General features: G+C 74.6%; 16 protein-coding genes. 8 read left to right on the top strand and 8 right to left on the bottom strand.

Annotation, left to right across the window (positions count from 1 at the left end; genetic code table 11):
• Positions 1–2 precede the first annotated feature (2 nt).
• From rbfA to rimP, 6 genes are all read right to left on the bottom strand, one after another.
• The gene (gene rbfA, locus GVV04_RS13435) at positions 3–494 is read right to left on the bottom strand and encodes a 30S ribosome-binding factor RbfA (protein WP_161688034.1); all 492 of its coding nucleotides are present in this window, start codon (positions 492–494) and stop codon (positions 3–5) included.
• 137 nt (positions 495–631) lie between these two features.
• Positions 632–934 (bottom strand): DUF503 domain-containing protein, encoded by a 303-nt coding sequence (locus GVV04_RS13430; protein ID WP_161688032.1) that lies wholly within the window; start codon positions 932–934, stop codon positions 632–634.
• An 89-nt stretch (positions 935–1023) separates the two neighbouring features.
• Positions 1024–4059 (bottom strand): translation initiation factor IF-2, encoded by a 3036-nt coding sequence (gene infB, locus GVV04_RS13425; RefSeq protein WP_161688030.1) that lies wholly within the window; start codon positions 4057–4059, stop codon positions 1024–1026.
• Positions 4060–4152: 93 nt separating this feature from the next.
• A complete protein-coding gene (locus GVV04_RS13420) occupies positions 4153–4485 on the bottom strand; it encodes a YlxR family protein (RefSeq protein WP_161688028.1) in 333 nt (110 codons plus the stop codon).
• Between the two features lie 16 nt (positions 4486–4501).
• Positions 4502–5545, bottom strand: coding sequence for a transcription termination factor NusA (nusA, locus tag GVV04_RS13415; protein ID WP_161688026.1), 1044 nt, complete (start codon positions 5543–5545; stop codon positions 4502–4504).
• Positions 5542–6234 (bottom strand): ribosome maturation factor RimP, encoded by a 693-nt coding sequence (rimP, locus tag GVV04_RS13410; protein ID WP_161688024.1) that lies wholly within the window; start codon positions 6232–6234, stop codon positions 5542–5544. The genes nusA and rimP overlap by 4 nt, the downstream gene beginning before the upstream one ends.
• A gap of 228 nt (positions 6235–6462) precedes the next feature.
• On the opposite strand from rimP, the gene GVV04_RS13405 reads away from it, so the two are divergent.
• From GVV04_RS13405 to GVV04_RS13375, 7 genes are all read left to right on the top strand, one after another.
• Entirely contained in the window at positions 6463–6915 is a 453-nt protein-coding gene (locus tag GVV04_RS13405) for a hypothetical protein (protein WP_201753499.1), read from the top strand.
• The gene (locus GVV04_RS13400) at positions 6912–7361 is read left to right on the top strand and encodes a ferritin-like domain-containing protein (RefSeq protein ID WP_407938789.1); all 450 of its coding nucleotides are present in this window, start codon (positions 6912–6914) and stop codon (positions 7359–7361) included. Before GVV04_RS13405 ends, GVV04_RS13400 begins: the two co-directional genes overlap by 4 nt.
• A 91-nt stretch (positions 7362–7452) precedes the next feature.
• Positions 7453–8088 (top strand): PadR family transcriptional regulator, encoded by a 636-nt coding sequence (locus GVV04_RS13395; protein WP_235965984.1) that lies wholly within the window; start codon positions 7453–7455, stop codon positions 8086–8088.
• Complete coding sequence (locus GVV04_RS13390) at positions 8085–8852, top strand: ABC transporter ATP-binding protein (protein WP_328822357.1); 768 nt, start codon at positions 8085–8087, stop codon at positions 8850–8852. Before GVV04_RS13395 ends, GVV04_RS13390 begins: the two co-directional genes overlap by 4 nt.
• On the top strand, positions 8849–11680 hold the full coding sequence (locus tag GVV04_RS13385) for an FtsX-like permease family protein (RefSeq protein ID WP_328822356.1): 2832 nt from the start codon (positions 8849–8851) through the stop codon (positions 11678–11680). The genes GVV04_RS13390 and GVV04_RS13385 overlap by 4 nt, the downstream gene beginning before the upstream one ends.
• A 101-nt stretch (positions 11681–11781) precedes the next feature.
• Positions 11782–12279: a nitroreductase family deazaflavin-dependent oxidoreductase gene (locus GVV04_RS13380; protein ID WP_161688022.1), complete on the top strand. Its 498-nt coding sequence runs from the start codon at positions 11782–11784 to the stop codon at positions 12277–12279.
• A 75-nt stretch (positions 12280–12354) separates the two neighbouring features.
• Positions 12355–13065: a nucleotidyltransferase domain-containing protein gene (locus GVV04_RS13375; protein ID WP_161688020.1), complete on the top strand. Its 711-nt coding sequence runs from the start codon at positions 12355–12357 to the stop codon at positions 13063–13065.
• A 38-nt stretch (positions 13066–13103) separates the two neighbouring features.
• Here the strand turns inward: GVV04_RS13375 and GVV04_RS13370 are convergent, their stop codons facing one another.
• Positions 13104–13817, bottom strand: coding sequence for a VIT1/CCC1 transporter family protein (locus GVV04_RS13370; RefSeq protein ID WP_161688018.1), 714 nt, complete (start codon positions 13815–13817; stop codon positions 13104–13106).
• Entirely contained in the window at positions 13814–14671 is an 858-nt protein-coding gene (gene map, locus GVV04_RS13365) for a type I methionyl aminopeptidase (protein ID WP_161688016.1), read from the bottom strand. The genes GVV04_RS13370 and map overlap by 4 nt, the downstream gene beginning before the upstream one ends.
• Positions 14672–14800: 129 nt before the next feature.
• Here map and GVV04_RS13360 point away from each other — a divergent pair, with 129 nt between their 5' ends.
• On the top strand, positions 14801–15115 hold the full coding sequence (locus GVV04_RS13360) for an STAS domain-containing protein (RefSeq protein ID WP_161688015.1): 315 nt from the start codon (positions 14801–14803) through the stop codon (positions 15113–15115).
• Positions 15116–15119 lie beyond the last annotated feature (4 nt).

Genomic DNA, 15119 nt, shown 5'->3' with positions numbered 1-15119 from the left:
TGTCACGGCCGGTCCGCGCCGCGCGGGGTCTGCTCGTCGGCGGCCCCCTCGTCGGCGGAGTCCCCGTCCTCGTCCTCGTCGTCCACCCGGTACGGCTGGGCCTCGCCCGCGTACCGGGCACCGGCGGCGAGGCGCTGCACCTCGGCGTCGGCGGTGCGGGCCTGGACCAGCAGGTCGTCGATCTGCTTGACCTGGTCCTGCACGTCGTCGAGGACGAAGGTCAGCGACGGCGAGTGGCGCAGCCCGAGAGCCTTGCCGACCGTGCTGCGCAGCATCCCCTTGGCGCTCTCCAGCGCCGCCGCCGTGCTGGCCTGCTCCGCCGCGTCGCCGAGGACGGTGTAGAAGACCGTCGCGTCGCGCAGATCCGCGGTGATCCGGGCGTCTGTGATAGTGATCATGCCGAGCCGGGGGTCCTTGATCTGGCTCCGCACCACCGACGCGACCAGTTCGCGAATCCGCTCCGCGTGCCGGCGTACCTTGGCCGGATCCGTCATCTCGCCCACCTCCACGGCGTCCTACTCCCGGCCGGCCCGGGGCGCGGTGCGCCGCCGGATCCGACCAGCCAACAATTCGAACACTACCTTCACAGTCGGGTCGACCGCCGGGCACGGGCGTCACCGCCCAGCGCCCGTCAGTCGTCGCCGTCACCGTCGCCGTACAGGTGGCGACGCACCGACAGCAGCTCGACCTCGGGACGGCCCGCGACGAGGTGCTCGCACGAGTCGAGCACCTCGCGCACGTGCGCGCCCTCCGCGGCCACCACGGCCACGGCTATCTCCGCCCGACCGTGCAGGTCGAGCGCTCCCACCTCGGCGGCCGACACCTCGAAGCGGCGCAGCGCCGCCACGATCGGCCGTACGTATGATCTCTTGGCTTTGAGCGACCGGGAGTCGCCCGGCAGCAGCAGGTCGAAGACCGCGGTTCCGGTGAACATCGCCCCGGACGATACTCGCAGCGACCCCCACATGATCAAGGGGTTTACGCCGTTCGGGCGTAAACCCCTTGATCAGTGTGTCGAACGGGTCAGGCGCGCGGCTTCTCCCGCATCTCGAAGGTCTCGATGATGTCGCCGACCTGAACGTTGTTGTAACCGGTCAGGGTCAAACCACACTCGAAGCCCTCGCGGACCTCCGTCGCGTCGTCCTTGAACCGCTTGAGCGAGCTGATGGTGAGGTTGTCCGCCACCACCTGCCCGTCCCGCAGCAGCCGCGCCTTGGCGTTGCGGCGCAGGATCCCGGACCGGACGATACAGCCGGAGATGTTGCCGACCTTGGACGAGCGGAAGACGTCGCGGATCTCCGCGCTGCCCAGCTCGACCTCTTCGTACTCCGGCTTGAGCAGCCCCTTGAGCGCGGCGTCGATCTCCTCGATGGCCTGGTAGATGACCGTGTAGTACCGGATCTCCACGCCCTCGCGGTCGGCGATCTCGCGGACCTTGTTGGCGGCCCGCACGTTGAAGCCGATGATCGTGACCGCCTCGGACGAGGCGCTCGCGAGCATGACGTCGCTCTCGGTGATCGCACCCACGCCCCGGTGGATGATCCTGAGCTGGACCTCCTCCGGGATGTCCAGGTTGAACAGGGCGTCCTCGAGGGCCTCCACGGAACCGGAGACGTCGCCCTTGAGCACCAGGTTGAGCGAGGTCTTCTCGCCCTCCTTGAGCTGCTCCATGAGCGTCTCGAGGGTGGCCCGGCCACGGGAGTTGGCGAAGGACGCCGCCCGCCGCCGTGCCTGCCGCTGCTCGGCGATCTGACGCACCGTGCGGTCGTCCGCCGCGGCGAGGAAGGTGTCGCCCGCCCCGGGGACCGCGGTGAGACCGAGCACCAGCACCGGACGGGCCGGACCCGCCTCGGCGACCTGGTTGCCGTTCTCGTCGAGCATCGCCCGGACCCGGCCGTGCGCCCCGCCGGCGACGATGGAGTCGCCCGCCCGCAGGGTGCCCTTCTGCACCAGCACCGTCGCCACCGCACCGCGACCCTTGTCCAGGTGCGCCTCGATGGCAACACCCTGCGCCGGCCCGTCGATCGGAGCGGTCAGCTCCAGCGACGCGTCGGCGGTCAGCAGGACCGCCTCGAGCAGCTCCTCGATGCCGATGCCCGGCTTCGCGGCCACGTTGACGAACATCGTCTCGCCGCCGTACTCCTCGGCGACCAGGCCGTACTCGGTCAGCTGCTGGCGGACCTTGTCCGGGTTGGCGTCCGGCTTGTCGACCTTGTTGACCGCGACCACGATCGGCACGTCCGCCGCCTTGGCGTGGTTCAACGCCTCGATCGTCTGCGGCATCACGCCGTCGTCGGCCGCGACCACCAGCACCACGATGTCGGTGACCTGGGCACCACGGGCACGCATGGCGGTGAACGCCTCGTGGCCCGGGGTGTCGATGAAGGTCACGGCCCGGTCCACGCCGTCGTGCGGGACGTGGACCTGGTAGGCACCGATGTGCTGGGTGATGCCACCCGCCTCGCCGGCCACGACGTTCGCCTTGCGGATCGCGTCGAGCAGCTTGGTCTTACCGTGGTCGACGTGACCCATGACGGTCACCACCGGCGCACGGCTGACCAGGCGGTCCTCCGCGACCTCGGCGTCGAGGTCGATGTTGAACTGCGCGAGCAGCTCGCGGTCCTCGTCCTCCGGGCTGACGATCTGCACGTCGAAGCCGAGGTGCTCACCCAGCAGCAGCAGGGTCTCGTCGGAGCAGGACTGGGTCGCCGTGACCATCTCGCCCAGGTTGAACATCTCCTGGACCAGGGAACCCGGGTTGGCGTTGATCCTGTCGGCGAAGTCCGACAGCGAGGCGCCACGGGAGAGCCTGACGACCTGACCCTGACCCCGGGGGGCACCCGAGCTCATGGTCGGGGCCGACAGGTTGTCGAACTCCTGTCTGCGCTGCTTCTTGGACTTGCGGCCACGGGTCGGCCTACCGCCCGGACGCCCGAAGGCACCCGCGGCGCCGCCGCCACGGCCACGGCCGCCACCACCCGGACGACCACCGCCACCGGCCGGGGCGCCCGGACGGAAACCGCCGCCGGGAGCACCACCGCCGCCACCGGGACCGCCGCGGTAGCCACCGCCACCGGCACCGGCACCGGCACCACCGGGACCGCCGCGGAAGCCACCGCCACCGCCACCGCCACCGGGACCGCCGCGGAAGCCACCGCCACCGCCACCGCCGGGACGACCCGCGCCACCGCCGCCGCCGGGACGACCCGCGCCGGGGCCGCCACCAGGACGACCGGGGCGCTGGCTCGGCATGGAGGCCGGGCTGGGCCGAGGCGGCATGGAGGCCGGACTCGGCCGAGGCGGCATCGACGACGGGTTCGGGCGGGGACCGCCACCACCGGCGGCCGGGGGCCGCTGCTGCTGACCGCCCTGGATACCGAACGGGTTGTTACCGGCGCTGCGCGCCGGCGGACGACCGCCCGGACGGGCACCCGGGCCCGGGGCCGGGGCACCGGGGCGGCCGGCGGCCGGGGAACCCGGCCGGGGCGGCATCGCACCCGGACCCGCGCCCGGACCCGTGTTCGGGCGCGGACCGGGACGGGGACCACCCTCGGCGGGTGGCTCCCGACGGACGTTCTCTCGCTGCTGCTGCCGGGCGGCCTGGGCGGCCTTGACCGCGGCCTCCTGCTCGGCCTTCAGCGCGGCGGCGCGCGCCTCGGCGGCCGCCACCTCGATGTCGTGGGCACTCGCCGGCTTGGCGACCGGGGTCGCCGGCTGCGGCAGGCCGGGAACTGGCCCCTTGGGCTTCGGGCCGGGGGTCGGCGGGCCGGGCCGCCGCGGCGGCATCGGCTTCGCCGCGACCCGGGGTGCACCGGGAACCGGGGACGGGGACGGAGTCGGGGTCGGCGTCGCACTCGGGGCGGCCGCCGGAGGGGCGGACGGCGCCGGGGAACCGGCGGAGGCGACGAATGCGTTGCGCAGCCGCCGGGCGACAGGCGCCTCGACGGTGCTGGACGCGGACTTCACGAACTCGCCCATTTCCTTCAACTTGGCGAGAACGGTCTTGCTTTCGACCCCGAGCTCCTTAGCAAGCTCGTGTACGCGGGCCTTACCTGCCACTGCACTCCTCACTCCGAGGTCGTGCGGGCAGCACCCGCAACAACCTCACTCGTGCACTTGAAGCCTGGTCATTTCAGGAACTTCATCGTGTGCTCATGTCGGTCGTCCTACCTTGCTAGCGACCCTCGCCCGGTCGGGATGACCTGACGTAGTGGTTGGCGCATCGAGATGCTCGGCCAGCTCACCGTGATCGACGACCCCGGTGACCCGCAGCGCACGCCCGAAGGCACGCCGCCGCACCGCCAGCGCGAAGCAGGCCGGATCCGGGTGCATGTTCGCTCCCCGACCCGGCAGCCTGCGAGCCGGGTCAGGACGGAGGCTGTGACCAGCCTCGTTGCCGACCGCGACCATTCGCAGCAATTCGCTGGCCGGCGCACGTCGCCGGCAACCCACACAGGTGCGCTCCGGCAGCGCGCGTCGTACCACCGGAAGAAGTCTACCCCTAGCTTCCCGAGATCGCTCCGCCCGGCTCCCGGACGTGATCGGCCCCGCTCCGCGTAGGCGTGGTGGCCTGCTCCGCATCAGACCGGGTGTCGATCCGCCAACCGGTCATCCGGGCCGCAAGTCGGGCGTTCTGCCCCTCCCGGCCGATCGCCAGCGAGAGCTGGAAGTCCGGCACGGTCACCCGGGCGGTGCGGGTGGCCAGGTCGACCACCTCGACCCGCAGCGCCTTGGCCGGCGACAGCGCGTTGCCGACGAAGGTGGCCGGGTCGTCCGACCAGTCGATGATGTCGATCTTCTCACCGTGCAGCTCGCTCATCACCGCACGGACGCGCTGGCCCATCGGGCCGATGCAGGCGCCCTTGGCGTTCACGCCCGGCGTGGTGGAACGCACCGCGATCTTCGTGCGGTGGCCGGCCTCGCGGGCGATGGCACCGATCTCCACGGTCCCGTCGGCGATCTCCGGGACCTCCAGCGCGAACAGCTTCTTCACCAGCCCCGGGTGGGACCGGGAGAGGGTGATCTGTGGGCCGCGCATCCCCTTGGCGACGTGCACCACGACGCAGCGGATCCGCTCGCCGTGCGCGTACCGCTCGCCGGGGACCTGCTCGGACTGCGGCAGCACGCCCTCCAGCTTGCCGAGGTCGACGCTGACGATGCCCTTCTCGGACCGCGCCTCGTGCGCCTGCACCACGCCGGTGACCAGGTCACCGTCGCGGCCGACGTACTCGCCGAAGTGCACCTCGTCGGTGGCCTCCCGCAGCCGCTGGAGGATCACCTGCTTGGCGGTCATGGCCGCGATCCGGCCGAAGTCGTGCGGGGTGTCGTCCCGCTCCCGCACCACGCTGCCGTCTTCGTCCAACTCCTGGGCGTAGACCAGGGCCGCGCCGGACTTCCGGTCGATCTCCACCCGGGCGTGCGATTCGGCCCCGTCGGTGTGCCGGTAGGCGGTCAGCAGCGCGGTCTCGATCGCCGCGAGGATCGTGTCGAACGGGATCTCCCGCTCGCGCTCGAGTGCGCGCAGCGCCGCGAGGTCGATGTTCACCTCTCCTCGTCCTCCACATCATCTTCGTCGTCGATGTCGTCAATGTCCTCGTTGTCGCCGAGCTCGTCGTCGCCCACCTCGTCGAGGCGGTTGAACTCGACCTGAACCCGGCCGGGGCCGAGCTCGGCGTGGCGGAACTCCGCGCGGCCGGAATCGGTCTCCAGCACCACGCGCTCGTCGTCGGCCTCGACCACCCGGCCGGTGACCTGGCGGTCGCCGGTGGGCTGCTCGGCACGCTGCCCGGGCAGCCCACCCCGGGCGGTCACCTTCACCAGCCGGCCGACGTTGCGCCGCCAGTGCCGGGGCAGGGTGAGCGGGCGGTCCACCCCGGGGGAGCTGACCTCCAGCTGGTATTCGCCGGCCAGGATGTCGCCGCCGGCCTCCTCGGCCGCGTCGAGCGCGGCGGAGACGGCCCGGGAGACGTCCGCCACCGCGTCCAGGCTGATCCCGCCGTCGGCGTCCACGATCACCCGCACCACGTGCCGGCGCCCGGCCGGGGAGACGGCGACGTCCTCCAGGTCGTATCCGGCCTCGTTGACGATCGGCTCGATCACCGCGCGCAACCGGGCCCGCCGGGCCGCGAGGTCGCCCCGGGGGCTGCCGACGCGGTCACCGCCCCGGGGGCCGTCGGCGCGTCGGGGTCTCCCCGTCGGCCCCGTCGACCTGGTGGCACGGCCACGCTGCGTCATCTGGCGCACCCTTTCGTGAACGACGGCGCCCGGTCGGACGCCATGCCGGTGCACCACCGGGGCGGAGCGCCGGTGGTTGCGCAGAGCGTAACGCGCTCACCGCGCGGCGGGCCGGGCGGCGCACCGACGCCGGTCGCCCACGTCCGTGCTCGAATGGTGTTGACTTGCCCGGTGGCGAAGGGCAGAACGAGACAGCACGACCGGGGACCAGGACATTCCCGGCGAAACCTGCTGCGGGTCGGCGCGCTGCTGGCACTCGGCGGCGCCACCGGGCCGCTGACCGGCTGTGATCTTTTCGACGGCGACGAGCCGGACCCGGCCCCCGACCCGCTCGAACCCCTCGCCGCCGAGGCGCGCGAGCTGGCCGCCCGGCACCGCGCCGCGCTGGCCGCCGACCCGGGCCTGACCAAGACGCTCACCCCGATCGCCGAGGCCCACGAGGCGCACGCGGCAGAACTGGCGAAGCTGTTCGGCCGCCCGGCGTCCGCGTCCTCGGGCACGCCGTCGGCCGGGGCCAGCGCCGGCGGCGACCGGAGGGCGACGCTGACCGGCCTGCGCGAGGCGGAGCAGCGCGGGCGCGAGTCGGCCGCGAAGCTCTGCGCCGGGGCGCCGGCCGAGCGGGCGGCGCTGCTCGGCTCGATCGCCGCCGCCCGGGCCACCCACGTGGAGGCACTGAAGTGATCCGTCGACAGACACCGTCCGGGCCGGCCCAGGCGCTGGCCGACGCGCTCGCCGCCGAGTACGCCGCGATCTTCGCGTACGCGCCGATCGGGGTCCGGCTCACCGACGCCGCCCGCACGGCCGCCCGCCGGGCCGAGGCGGCGCACCGGGCCAGACGCGACGCGCTGGTGCTCCAGCTCAGCGCGGCCGGCGACCCGGCCCCCGCCGACAAGGCCGGGTACGCGCTGCCCTTCCCGGTGACCGACGCGGCCAGCGCGCTGCGGCTGGCGGTCGAGGTGGAGGAGCGTACCGCCGCGTTCTGGCGGGCGGCGCTGCCGCACACCACCGGCGCGGACCGCAACCGAGCCCTCGCGGCGCTGACCGACTGCGCGGTGCGGGCCACCCGCTGGCGCCGCACCGCGGGGGTGAATCCGGTCACCGTCGCGTTTCCCGGCCGCCCCGACTGACCGGCCACGGAGCGTTTCGCCGCTCACCGGGCGACCGCCGGCCGTCACCCCCGGTTGCGGGTGACATACCAGGTATGCATACTCCGGAGCCATGTCCATCCGTCACGGCCTGCTCGCGCTGCTCGAACGCGGCCAGATGTACGGCTACCAGCTCCGGGCCTCGTTCGAGGAGTCGACCGGCTCGACCTGGCCGCTAAACATCGGGCAGGTCTACACCACCCTGTCCCGGCTGGAACGGGACGGGCTGGTGCGCCCACTGCCGGAGAACGAGGGCGGGCAGCGGCCGTACGAGATCACCGACGCCGGGCGGGCGGACCTGGCGCTGTGGTTCGCGACCCCGCTCAGTCGGGCCGACCGGCCCCGCGACGAGCTGGCCATCAAGCTGGCCCTCGCGCTGACCACGCCCGGCGTGGACGTGCGGTCGGTGGTGCAGACCCAGCGCACCGCCACCATGCGGACCCTCCAGGAGTTGACCCGGTTGAAGTACGCCAGCGACCGCCCCGAGGACCTGCCCTGGCGGCTGGTGCTGGACGCGATGGTGTTCCAGGCCGAGGCGGAGGTCCGCTGGCTGGACCACTGCGAGACGAGCCTCGTGCGGTACCGGCCGGGACCGGGGCCCGACGGTCGGCCGGGGGAGGCCGGTCGGCCGGGGGAGGCCGGTCGGCCGGGGGAGGCCGGTTGGCCGACGGACACGGCTGGTCGGGACGGCGAGGAGGCACGGCGGTGAGCGGACCGGACGACGTGCCAAGGGCCTGCCCCACCGCGCCCGGTGCGGCGGTGCTCGACCTGCGCGACGTCCACCGCACCCACGGCAGCGGCGAGGCCGCCGTGCACGCCCTGCGCGGGGTCAGCCTCACCGTCTGCCCCGGCGAACTGGTCGCCGTGATGGGGCCCTCCGGCTCCGGCAAGTCCACCCTGCTCGCCCTGGCCGGCGGGCTCGACGGGCCGACCGCGGGCGAGATCCTCGTCGAGGGACAGCCGCTGGGCGCGCTCGACCGCCGCGCGCTGGCCCGGGTGCGCCGCCGGCGGATCGGCTACATCTTCCAGAACCTCAACCTGCTGGGCAGCCTCACCGCCGCCGAGAACGTCGCGCTCCCCCTCGAACTGGACGGCGTCGGCGTGCGCCAGGCGCGGCGGGCTGCCCAGGTCGCGCTCGACGAGGTGGGGCTGACCGAGCTGGGCGGGCGGTTCCCGGACCAGTTGTCCGGCGGGCAGCAGCAGCGGGTCGCCATCGCCCGGGCCCTGGTCGGCGAGCGACGGCTCGTCCTCGCCGACGAGCCGACCGGCGCGCTCGACTCGCAGACCGGCGAGGCGGTGCTGCGCCTGCTGCGCCGCCGGGTCGACGCGGGCGTCGCCGCCGTACTGGTCACCCACGAGGCCCGGCACGCCGCCTGGGCCGACCGGGTGGTGTTCCTGCGCGACGGGGTCATGGTGGACTCGACGGCGCCGCTGGGCGGGGTCGAGCAGCTCCTGGCCGGCAGCGGCCGGTGAGCCCGAAGCGGGCGGCCACCGTCCGGTCGCGGCGGGACCGGCGCCCGGCCCACGTGCCGCCGCCAGCCCCAACGGGCGACATCGACGGCGGCGCCCGCCCGCGACGAATCGTGGCGGCGCTGCGCTCCTGGCGGGCCGCGCTGCGCATCGCGCGGCGGGAGGCCGGGCGGGCCCGGGGTCGCACCGCGCTGGTGCTCGCGATGATCGCCCTGCCCGTGCTGGCACTGGCCTTCGCCGCCGTCAGCTACGACATGTCCCGGCTGACCCGGGCCGAGCGGATCGACCGCCAGCTCGGCACCGCCGACGCGGAGCTGCGCTGGCTGGCGGACGGCCCGCTGGTGCAGGACGCCTGGGGCGACAACGGCTACCCGCGTGAGGGCGTCCGACACCGGAACCGGCCGGTCACCGCCGCCGAGCTGACCGCCCAGCTCCCGGCCGGCAGCCGGGTCGGCGAGGCGCAGTGGTGGGTGCGGTTCGAGGCACGCGTCGGCAACCGGCGAGAGACGCTCAACGGCCGGCAGTTCGACCTCACCGACCCGACGCTGCGCGGGCAGGCCCGGCAGCTCGCCGGCCGCCCGCCGACGGCCGCCGACGAGATCGGGCTGAACCCGGCGGCTCTGCGCCAGCTGCACGTCCGGCTCGGCGACCGGGTCGCCCCCGCCGACGGCTCGGGCGACCGGACCGTGGTCGGGGTGGTGGAGTTCCCCGACAGCCTGAGCCCGATGGTGGCCCTGTCACCGGCGCCCCGCACCCCGGTCGAGTCGTGGGGCGAGACAAGGTGGTTCGTCGACCTGCCGGACGGCGTCGACCCCGCCCTGACCGACCGGCTCAACGCGCGCGGGATCGTGGTGGTCGCCCGCACCCCGGCACCCCACCCCGGGGCCGACGCCGAGCTGTTCAGCTCGGCGGTGAACGTCGAGGACGCCAGCAACGCGGTGCTGGTCGGCGGCCTCGGCCTGCTGGAGGTCGTGCTGCTGGTGGGGCCTGCGTTCGCCGTCGGGGTGCGTCGCCGACGGCGGGACCTGGCCCTGGTCGCCGTGGCCGGCGGGGACGCCGCCCACCTGCGCCGCGTCGTGCTGGCCGACGGGGTGGTGCTGGGCTGCGCCGGGGCCGCCGCCGGGCTGGCGCTGGGCGTCACCGCCGCGCTCGCCGCCCGGCCCCTGACCGAGCAGTACCTCTTCGGGGAACGCTTCGGGGCGTACCGGATCTTTCCGTCCGCGCTGGCGGCAATCGCCGCGGTCGCGGTGCTGGCCGGGGTGCTCGCGGCGCTCGCGCCGGCCTGGACCGCCTCCCGCCAGGACGTGGTGGCCGGGCTGGCGGGCCGGCGCACCCCGCCCCCGCACCGGCGGCGCTGGCCGCTGCTCGGGGCGGTGCTGACCGTGGGCGGCACGGCGGTGGCCGCGCTCGGTGCCGCCCAGAGCACGACGGTGCTCATCGCCGGCCTGATCCTCGGCGAGCTGGGGCTGGTCTTCGCCACCCCGACGCTGATCGGGTTACTCGCCCGGGCCGGCCGCTGGCTGCCGCTGGCCCCCCGGGTCGCGCTGCGGGACGCGAGCCGCAACCGCGCCTCGGCCGCCCCGGCCATCTCGGCGGTGATGGCCGCGGTCGCCGGCAGCGTCGCCCTCGGCGTGTACGTGGCCAGCGACGACGCGCGGACGACGGCCGCCTACCGGGCGAGCCTGCCGTACGGCAACGTCCTGATCGTCGGCTCCGACGCCGCGACCGGGACGCTGCCGCCGGTGGCCCGGGTCGCCGAGATCGCGGCCGCCGAGCTGCCGCCCAGCGCGGTGGCCCGGATCGACGCGCCGGCCTGCGCCGCGCCCGCCACGCCAGCCACCCCCGCAGCCACCCCCGACGGAGAATGGTGCGGCGTCCAGGCGGAGCTGCCGCCCGGACAGACCTGCCCGTACGAGCCGTCGCAGTTCCGGGACGCCACCGTCCGGCAGCGCGTCCGGGCCGACCCACGCTGCGTCGAACGGCTGTCGGGCGGATACAACGGCGACGCGCTGTCGTCGGTGGTGGACGATGGCGACGTGTTGGCCGCGCTCACCGGCGCCGCCCCGCAGGAGGTCGCCGCCGCCCGCCGGGTGCTGCGGGCCGGCGGCGCCGTGGTGACCGACCCGCGCTACGTCCTCGACGGCCGGGTCACCCTCGTGGCGACGCGGACCCGCGACGAACCGGAGTCGACGGGGACCGTCCGGGCCACCGTGCCCGGGTACGTGCTGCACGGCGAGACCGGGGTGAACCAGCTCGTGCTGTCCCACGCCGCCGCCAGCCGGGTCGGGCTCGCCGCGCGCCAGCAGGGCTACATCCTGGCCACCGACGCGGTGCCGACCCGCGACCAGCAGGACCGCTTCGACGCCGAGCTGCAGCGCCTCGCCTCGCTGCAGGTGGTCGTCGAGCGCGGGCACCCGGACACCGACCGGCGGCCGATCCTGCTGCTGCTGGCCATCGCCTCCGGCCTGATCACCGTCGGCGCGGCGGCCGTCGCCACCGGCCTCGCCGCGGCCGAGGGACGGGCCGACCTGTCCACCCTGGCGGCCGTGGGCGCCAGCCCCCGGGTACGCCGGGTGCTGTCGCTCTGTCAGGCCGGGGTGATCGCCGGGCTCGGCTCGGCCCTGGGCATCACGGCCGGGCTGGGCACCGCCCTGATCGTCCTGGCCGCCACGAACCGCCGGTACGCCGAGGCCTGGCCGGTGGAGGAGCCGTACCCGGTCGTGGTGCCCTGGCTCACCCTGGGGGTGCTGGTGGTGGTGCCGCTGGTGGCTATGCTCGGCGCGGGCCTGTTCACCCGGTCCCGGCTGGCCGTCGAGCGCCGCCTCGACTGACGCCCCGGTACGGCGTTCGGGCTGGCGGCCGGGACGTTCCCGCCCCCACCTCGGGCCCTCCGGGGGTGCCGCACCCGGGCCGGAGGCGGCAGACTGGTCGGGTGCCCGCTCTCGGAAGCCTCACCCGTCGTCTCGGCCACCACCGCTGGTTCGGCGCGGCAGCCCGGCTGCTCGTCCCCGCCGACCGGGTGGTCGGCCGGCTCACCCGGGGCCGGGTGGTAGCGCTCGGCCTGATCCCCTCGCTCGTCATCACCACCACCGGCCGCCGCTCCGGCCTGCCGCGCAGCAACCCCCTGCTGTACGTCCCGGACGGCGACGCCTACGTGGTGATCGGCTCCAACTGGGGGCAGCAGCACCAGCCCGGCTGGGCGATGAACCTGCTCGCGCACCCCGAGGCGGAGGTGGACGTCAAGGGCCGGCGGGTGGCGGTCCGGGCCGAGGCGGCCACCGGCGCGGAACGCGACCGGCTCTGGACGCTGCTGGTCACCGAGTGGCCGGCGTACCGGACGTACGTCGAGCGGGCCGGCGGGCGGGAGATCCGCGTCTTCCGGCTGGTGCCGGTTGGGCGCGGCGGTCCGGGCGGCGCCGACGACCGGTGACTAGGCTGGAGCCGGCGTCGCGGCGGCCCTCCCGGCGGCCGGTCCGCCGGGCAGTCGGCGAGGCAGAGGTGGTTCGTGGACCCGTACCAGGACGATCCCCGGTGGTCGGTGGCGGAGCGGGTCGCGGACGCGGCGAGGCGGCGCTTCCCGGCCGACGTCCTCGCGGTCGCGGTGCACGGCCCGCTCGCCCACGGTGACGACGACGGCGGCGGGGACGGCGAGGTCGGGCTGCTGATCGCCACGTACCGGGCCGGCTCGGGCCCGGCCCCGGCGACCCGCCGGGTGGACGGCGTCCTGGTCGACCTGAGCGTCGCCGCCGCCGACGAGCATCTCCGCCGGGCTCGGGCGATCACCGCGCTGTGGCCGCTCACCGCGGACCGGTACGTCACCACCCGGCCGGTGCACGACCCGACCGGCTGGCTGCCGGCGCTGCGCGACGAACACCTGGCCCGGCTGGCCCGGGCCCGGCCGGCGGAGTTCACCGATCCCGCCCGGCAGGCGTGGTACCGGGGCTGCGCCGCGCACTCCCGGGCCGCCCGCCTCGCCGGGTGGTACGAGACGGACCAGGCGCTGCTGATGCTCGGCGAGGCCCGGCTGGCCGCGGCCACGGTGAACGGGCTGCTCAGCCGCACCTACTTCCGCGACCCGGGGGACGCGATCCGGCGTACCGGCCTGGCCGGGGCGGACATGACCGAGGTCGGCGCGGTGCTGGCCCGGCAGGCCGAGGAGCTGACCGCCCGGGGCCGGCCCGTCGACGGCACCATCGACGACCTGTTCGCCGGCTGACCCGCGCCCCGGCCCGCCCGCGCGGGCGGGAAGCGGGCCTACAGGCCGCCCTGGACGCCGATCAGGGCGCCGATCAGGTACGTCGCGCCGGCCGCCGCCGCGCCGAGCAGGAGTTGCCGCAGGCCGCCGGACCACCAGGGGCGGTTGGTGAACCGGGCGACGACCGCCCCGGCCACGAACAGCCCGACCCCGCCGACGGCCAGCGCAAGCGCCAGGCTGGTCGCGCCGAGCAGGTACGGCAGCAGCGGGAACAGCGCCCCGACCGAGAAGCACAGGAACGACGAGATCGCCGCTGCCCACGGGCTCGGCTGTTCGTCCGGGTCGACGCCCAACTCCTCCCGGACGTGCACCCGCAGCGCCTCCTCCGGGTTGCGCCGCACCGCCTCGGCGACCTGGGTGGCCAGGTCGCGGGGCAGACCCCGGGCCACCCACGCATCGGCCAGCTCGCGGGCCTCCGCCTCCGGGTGCCGTTCCAGCTCCCGGCGTTCCTTGGCCACCTCGGCCGCCACCTGCTCGTTGGCCGACCGGACGCTGGTGTACTCGCCGAGGCCCATCGAGATGGCCCCGGCGACCAGGCCGGCTGCGCCGGTGAGCACGATGCTGTGCGGCGACACCCCACCGCCGCCGACGCCCGCGATCAGGGCGATGTTGGTGACCAGGCCGTCCATCGCGCCGAAGACGGCCGGCCGCAGCCAGCCGCCGGACACGTCCGCGTGGTGCGCCTCGCGCAGGGCTGCGGGCGTGTCGGTCACGGCAGGGTCAGGATCTCGTGGCCGTCCTCGGTCACGAGGATGGTGTGCTCGAACTGGGCCGTCCACCTGCGGTCCTTCGTGACCACCGTCCAGCCGTCGTCCCACATGTCGTACTGGTAGGTGCCGAGAGTGATCATCGGCTCGATGGTGAAGGTCATCCCCGGCTCCATCACGTCGGTGGGGCGAGGGCTGTCGTAGTGCGGCACGTAGAGCCCACTGTGGAAGGACTCACCGATGCCGTGGCCGGTGAAGTCGCGGACCACGCCGTAGCCGAACCGCTTGGCGTACGACTCGATGACCCGGCCGATCACGTTGATCTGCCGGCCCGGGACGACCGCCTTGATCCCCCGCATCATCGCCTGGTGGGTCCGCTCGACCAGCAGCCGGGCCTCCTCGCTGACCTCCCCCACGCAGAAGGTCGCGTCGGTGTCGCCGTGCACCCCGTCGAGGTACGCGGTGACGTCGACGTTGATGATGTCGCCGTCGGCGAGGACCGTCGAGTCCGGGATGCCGTGGCAGATCACCTCGTTGAGGCTGGTGCAGCAGGACTTCGGAAAGCCCTTGTAGCCGAGCGTCGACGGGTAGGCCCCGTGGTCGCAGAGGAACTCGTGCACCACCCGGTCGATCTCGTCGGTGGTCACGCCGGGCTTGCAGTGCTCCCCGGCGAGCTGGGTGGCCTGAGCGGCGAGCCGGCTGGCGACCCGCATCCTCTCGATGATCTCCGGGGTCTGCACGTGCGAGCCGCGCCACTCCTGGGGGCGCTTCTTGCCCACGTACTCCGGTCGGACGATGTGACCCGGCACCGGTCGCATCGGGGAGAGCGTGCCGGGGGTCAGCGGCGCACGGACGGTCATGGGCGCAAGCCTATCGCCGGCCCGACTCGCGGCACGCCGGCGCGGTGCCCGGCGACGGCGGTGACCTCCACCACGGCGTCGTCCGGGTGGTTGTTGCCGGGCAATCTCCGCTGTGCCATCGTGTTCTGCGTGGATCAAGGGGGAGCGACGCCCGTCTTCGCCGCCCGGGCGGAGGCCGACGGCGACCATGTCCGCGTGGTGGTCTCCGGCGAGGTGGACATGGCCACGGCCGACACGATGCTCCAGACCGTCCTGCGCGAGCCGGCCAGCCGGGTCACCCTCGACCTGCTGGCGGTCACCTTCTTCGACTCCGCCGCGGTCCACGCCGTGGTCCAGCTCTCCCAGCGGTACGCGGACGCGCTGACCGTGCTGCCGTCCCGCCAGGTCCGGCGGGTGCTGGAGATCTCCGGCCTGGCCGACCAGGCCTGGGTCGCGCCGGCCTGATCCC

The sequence above is a fragment of the Micromonospora rubida genome (assembly GCF_009908295.1).
Lineage (GTDB): Bacteria > Actinomycetota > Actinomycetes > Mycobacteriales > Micromonosporaceae > Micromonospora > Micromonospora rubida.
This window is presented reverse-complemented; position numbering and strand designations above follow the sequence as displayed.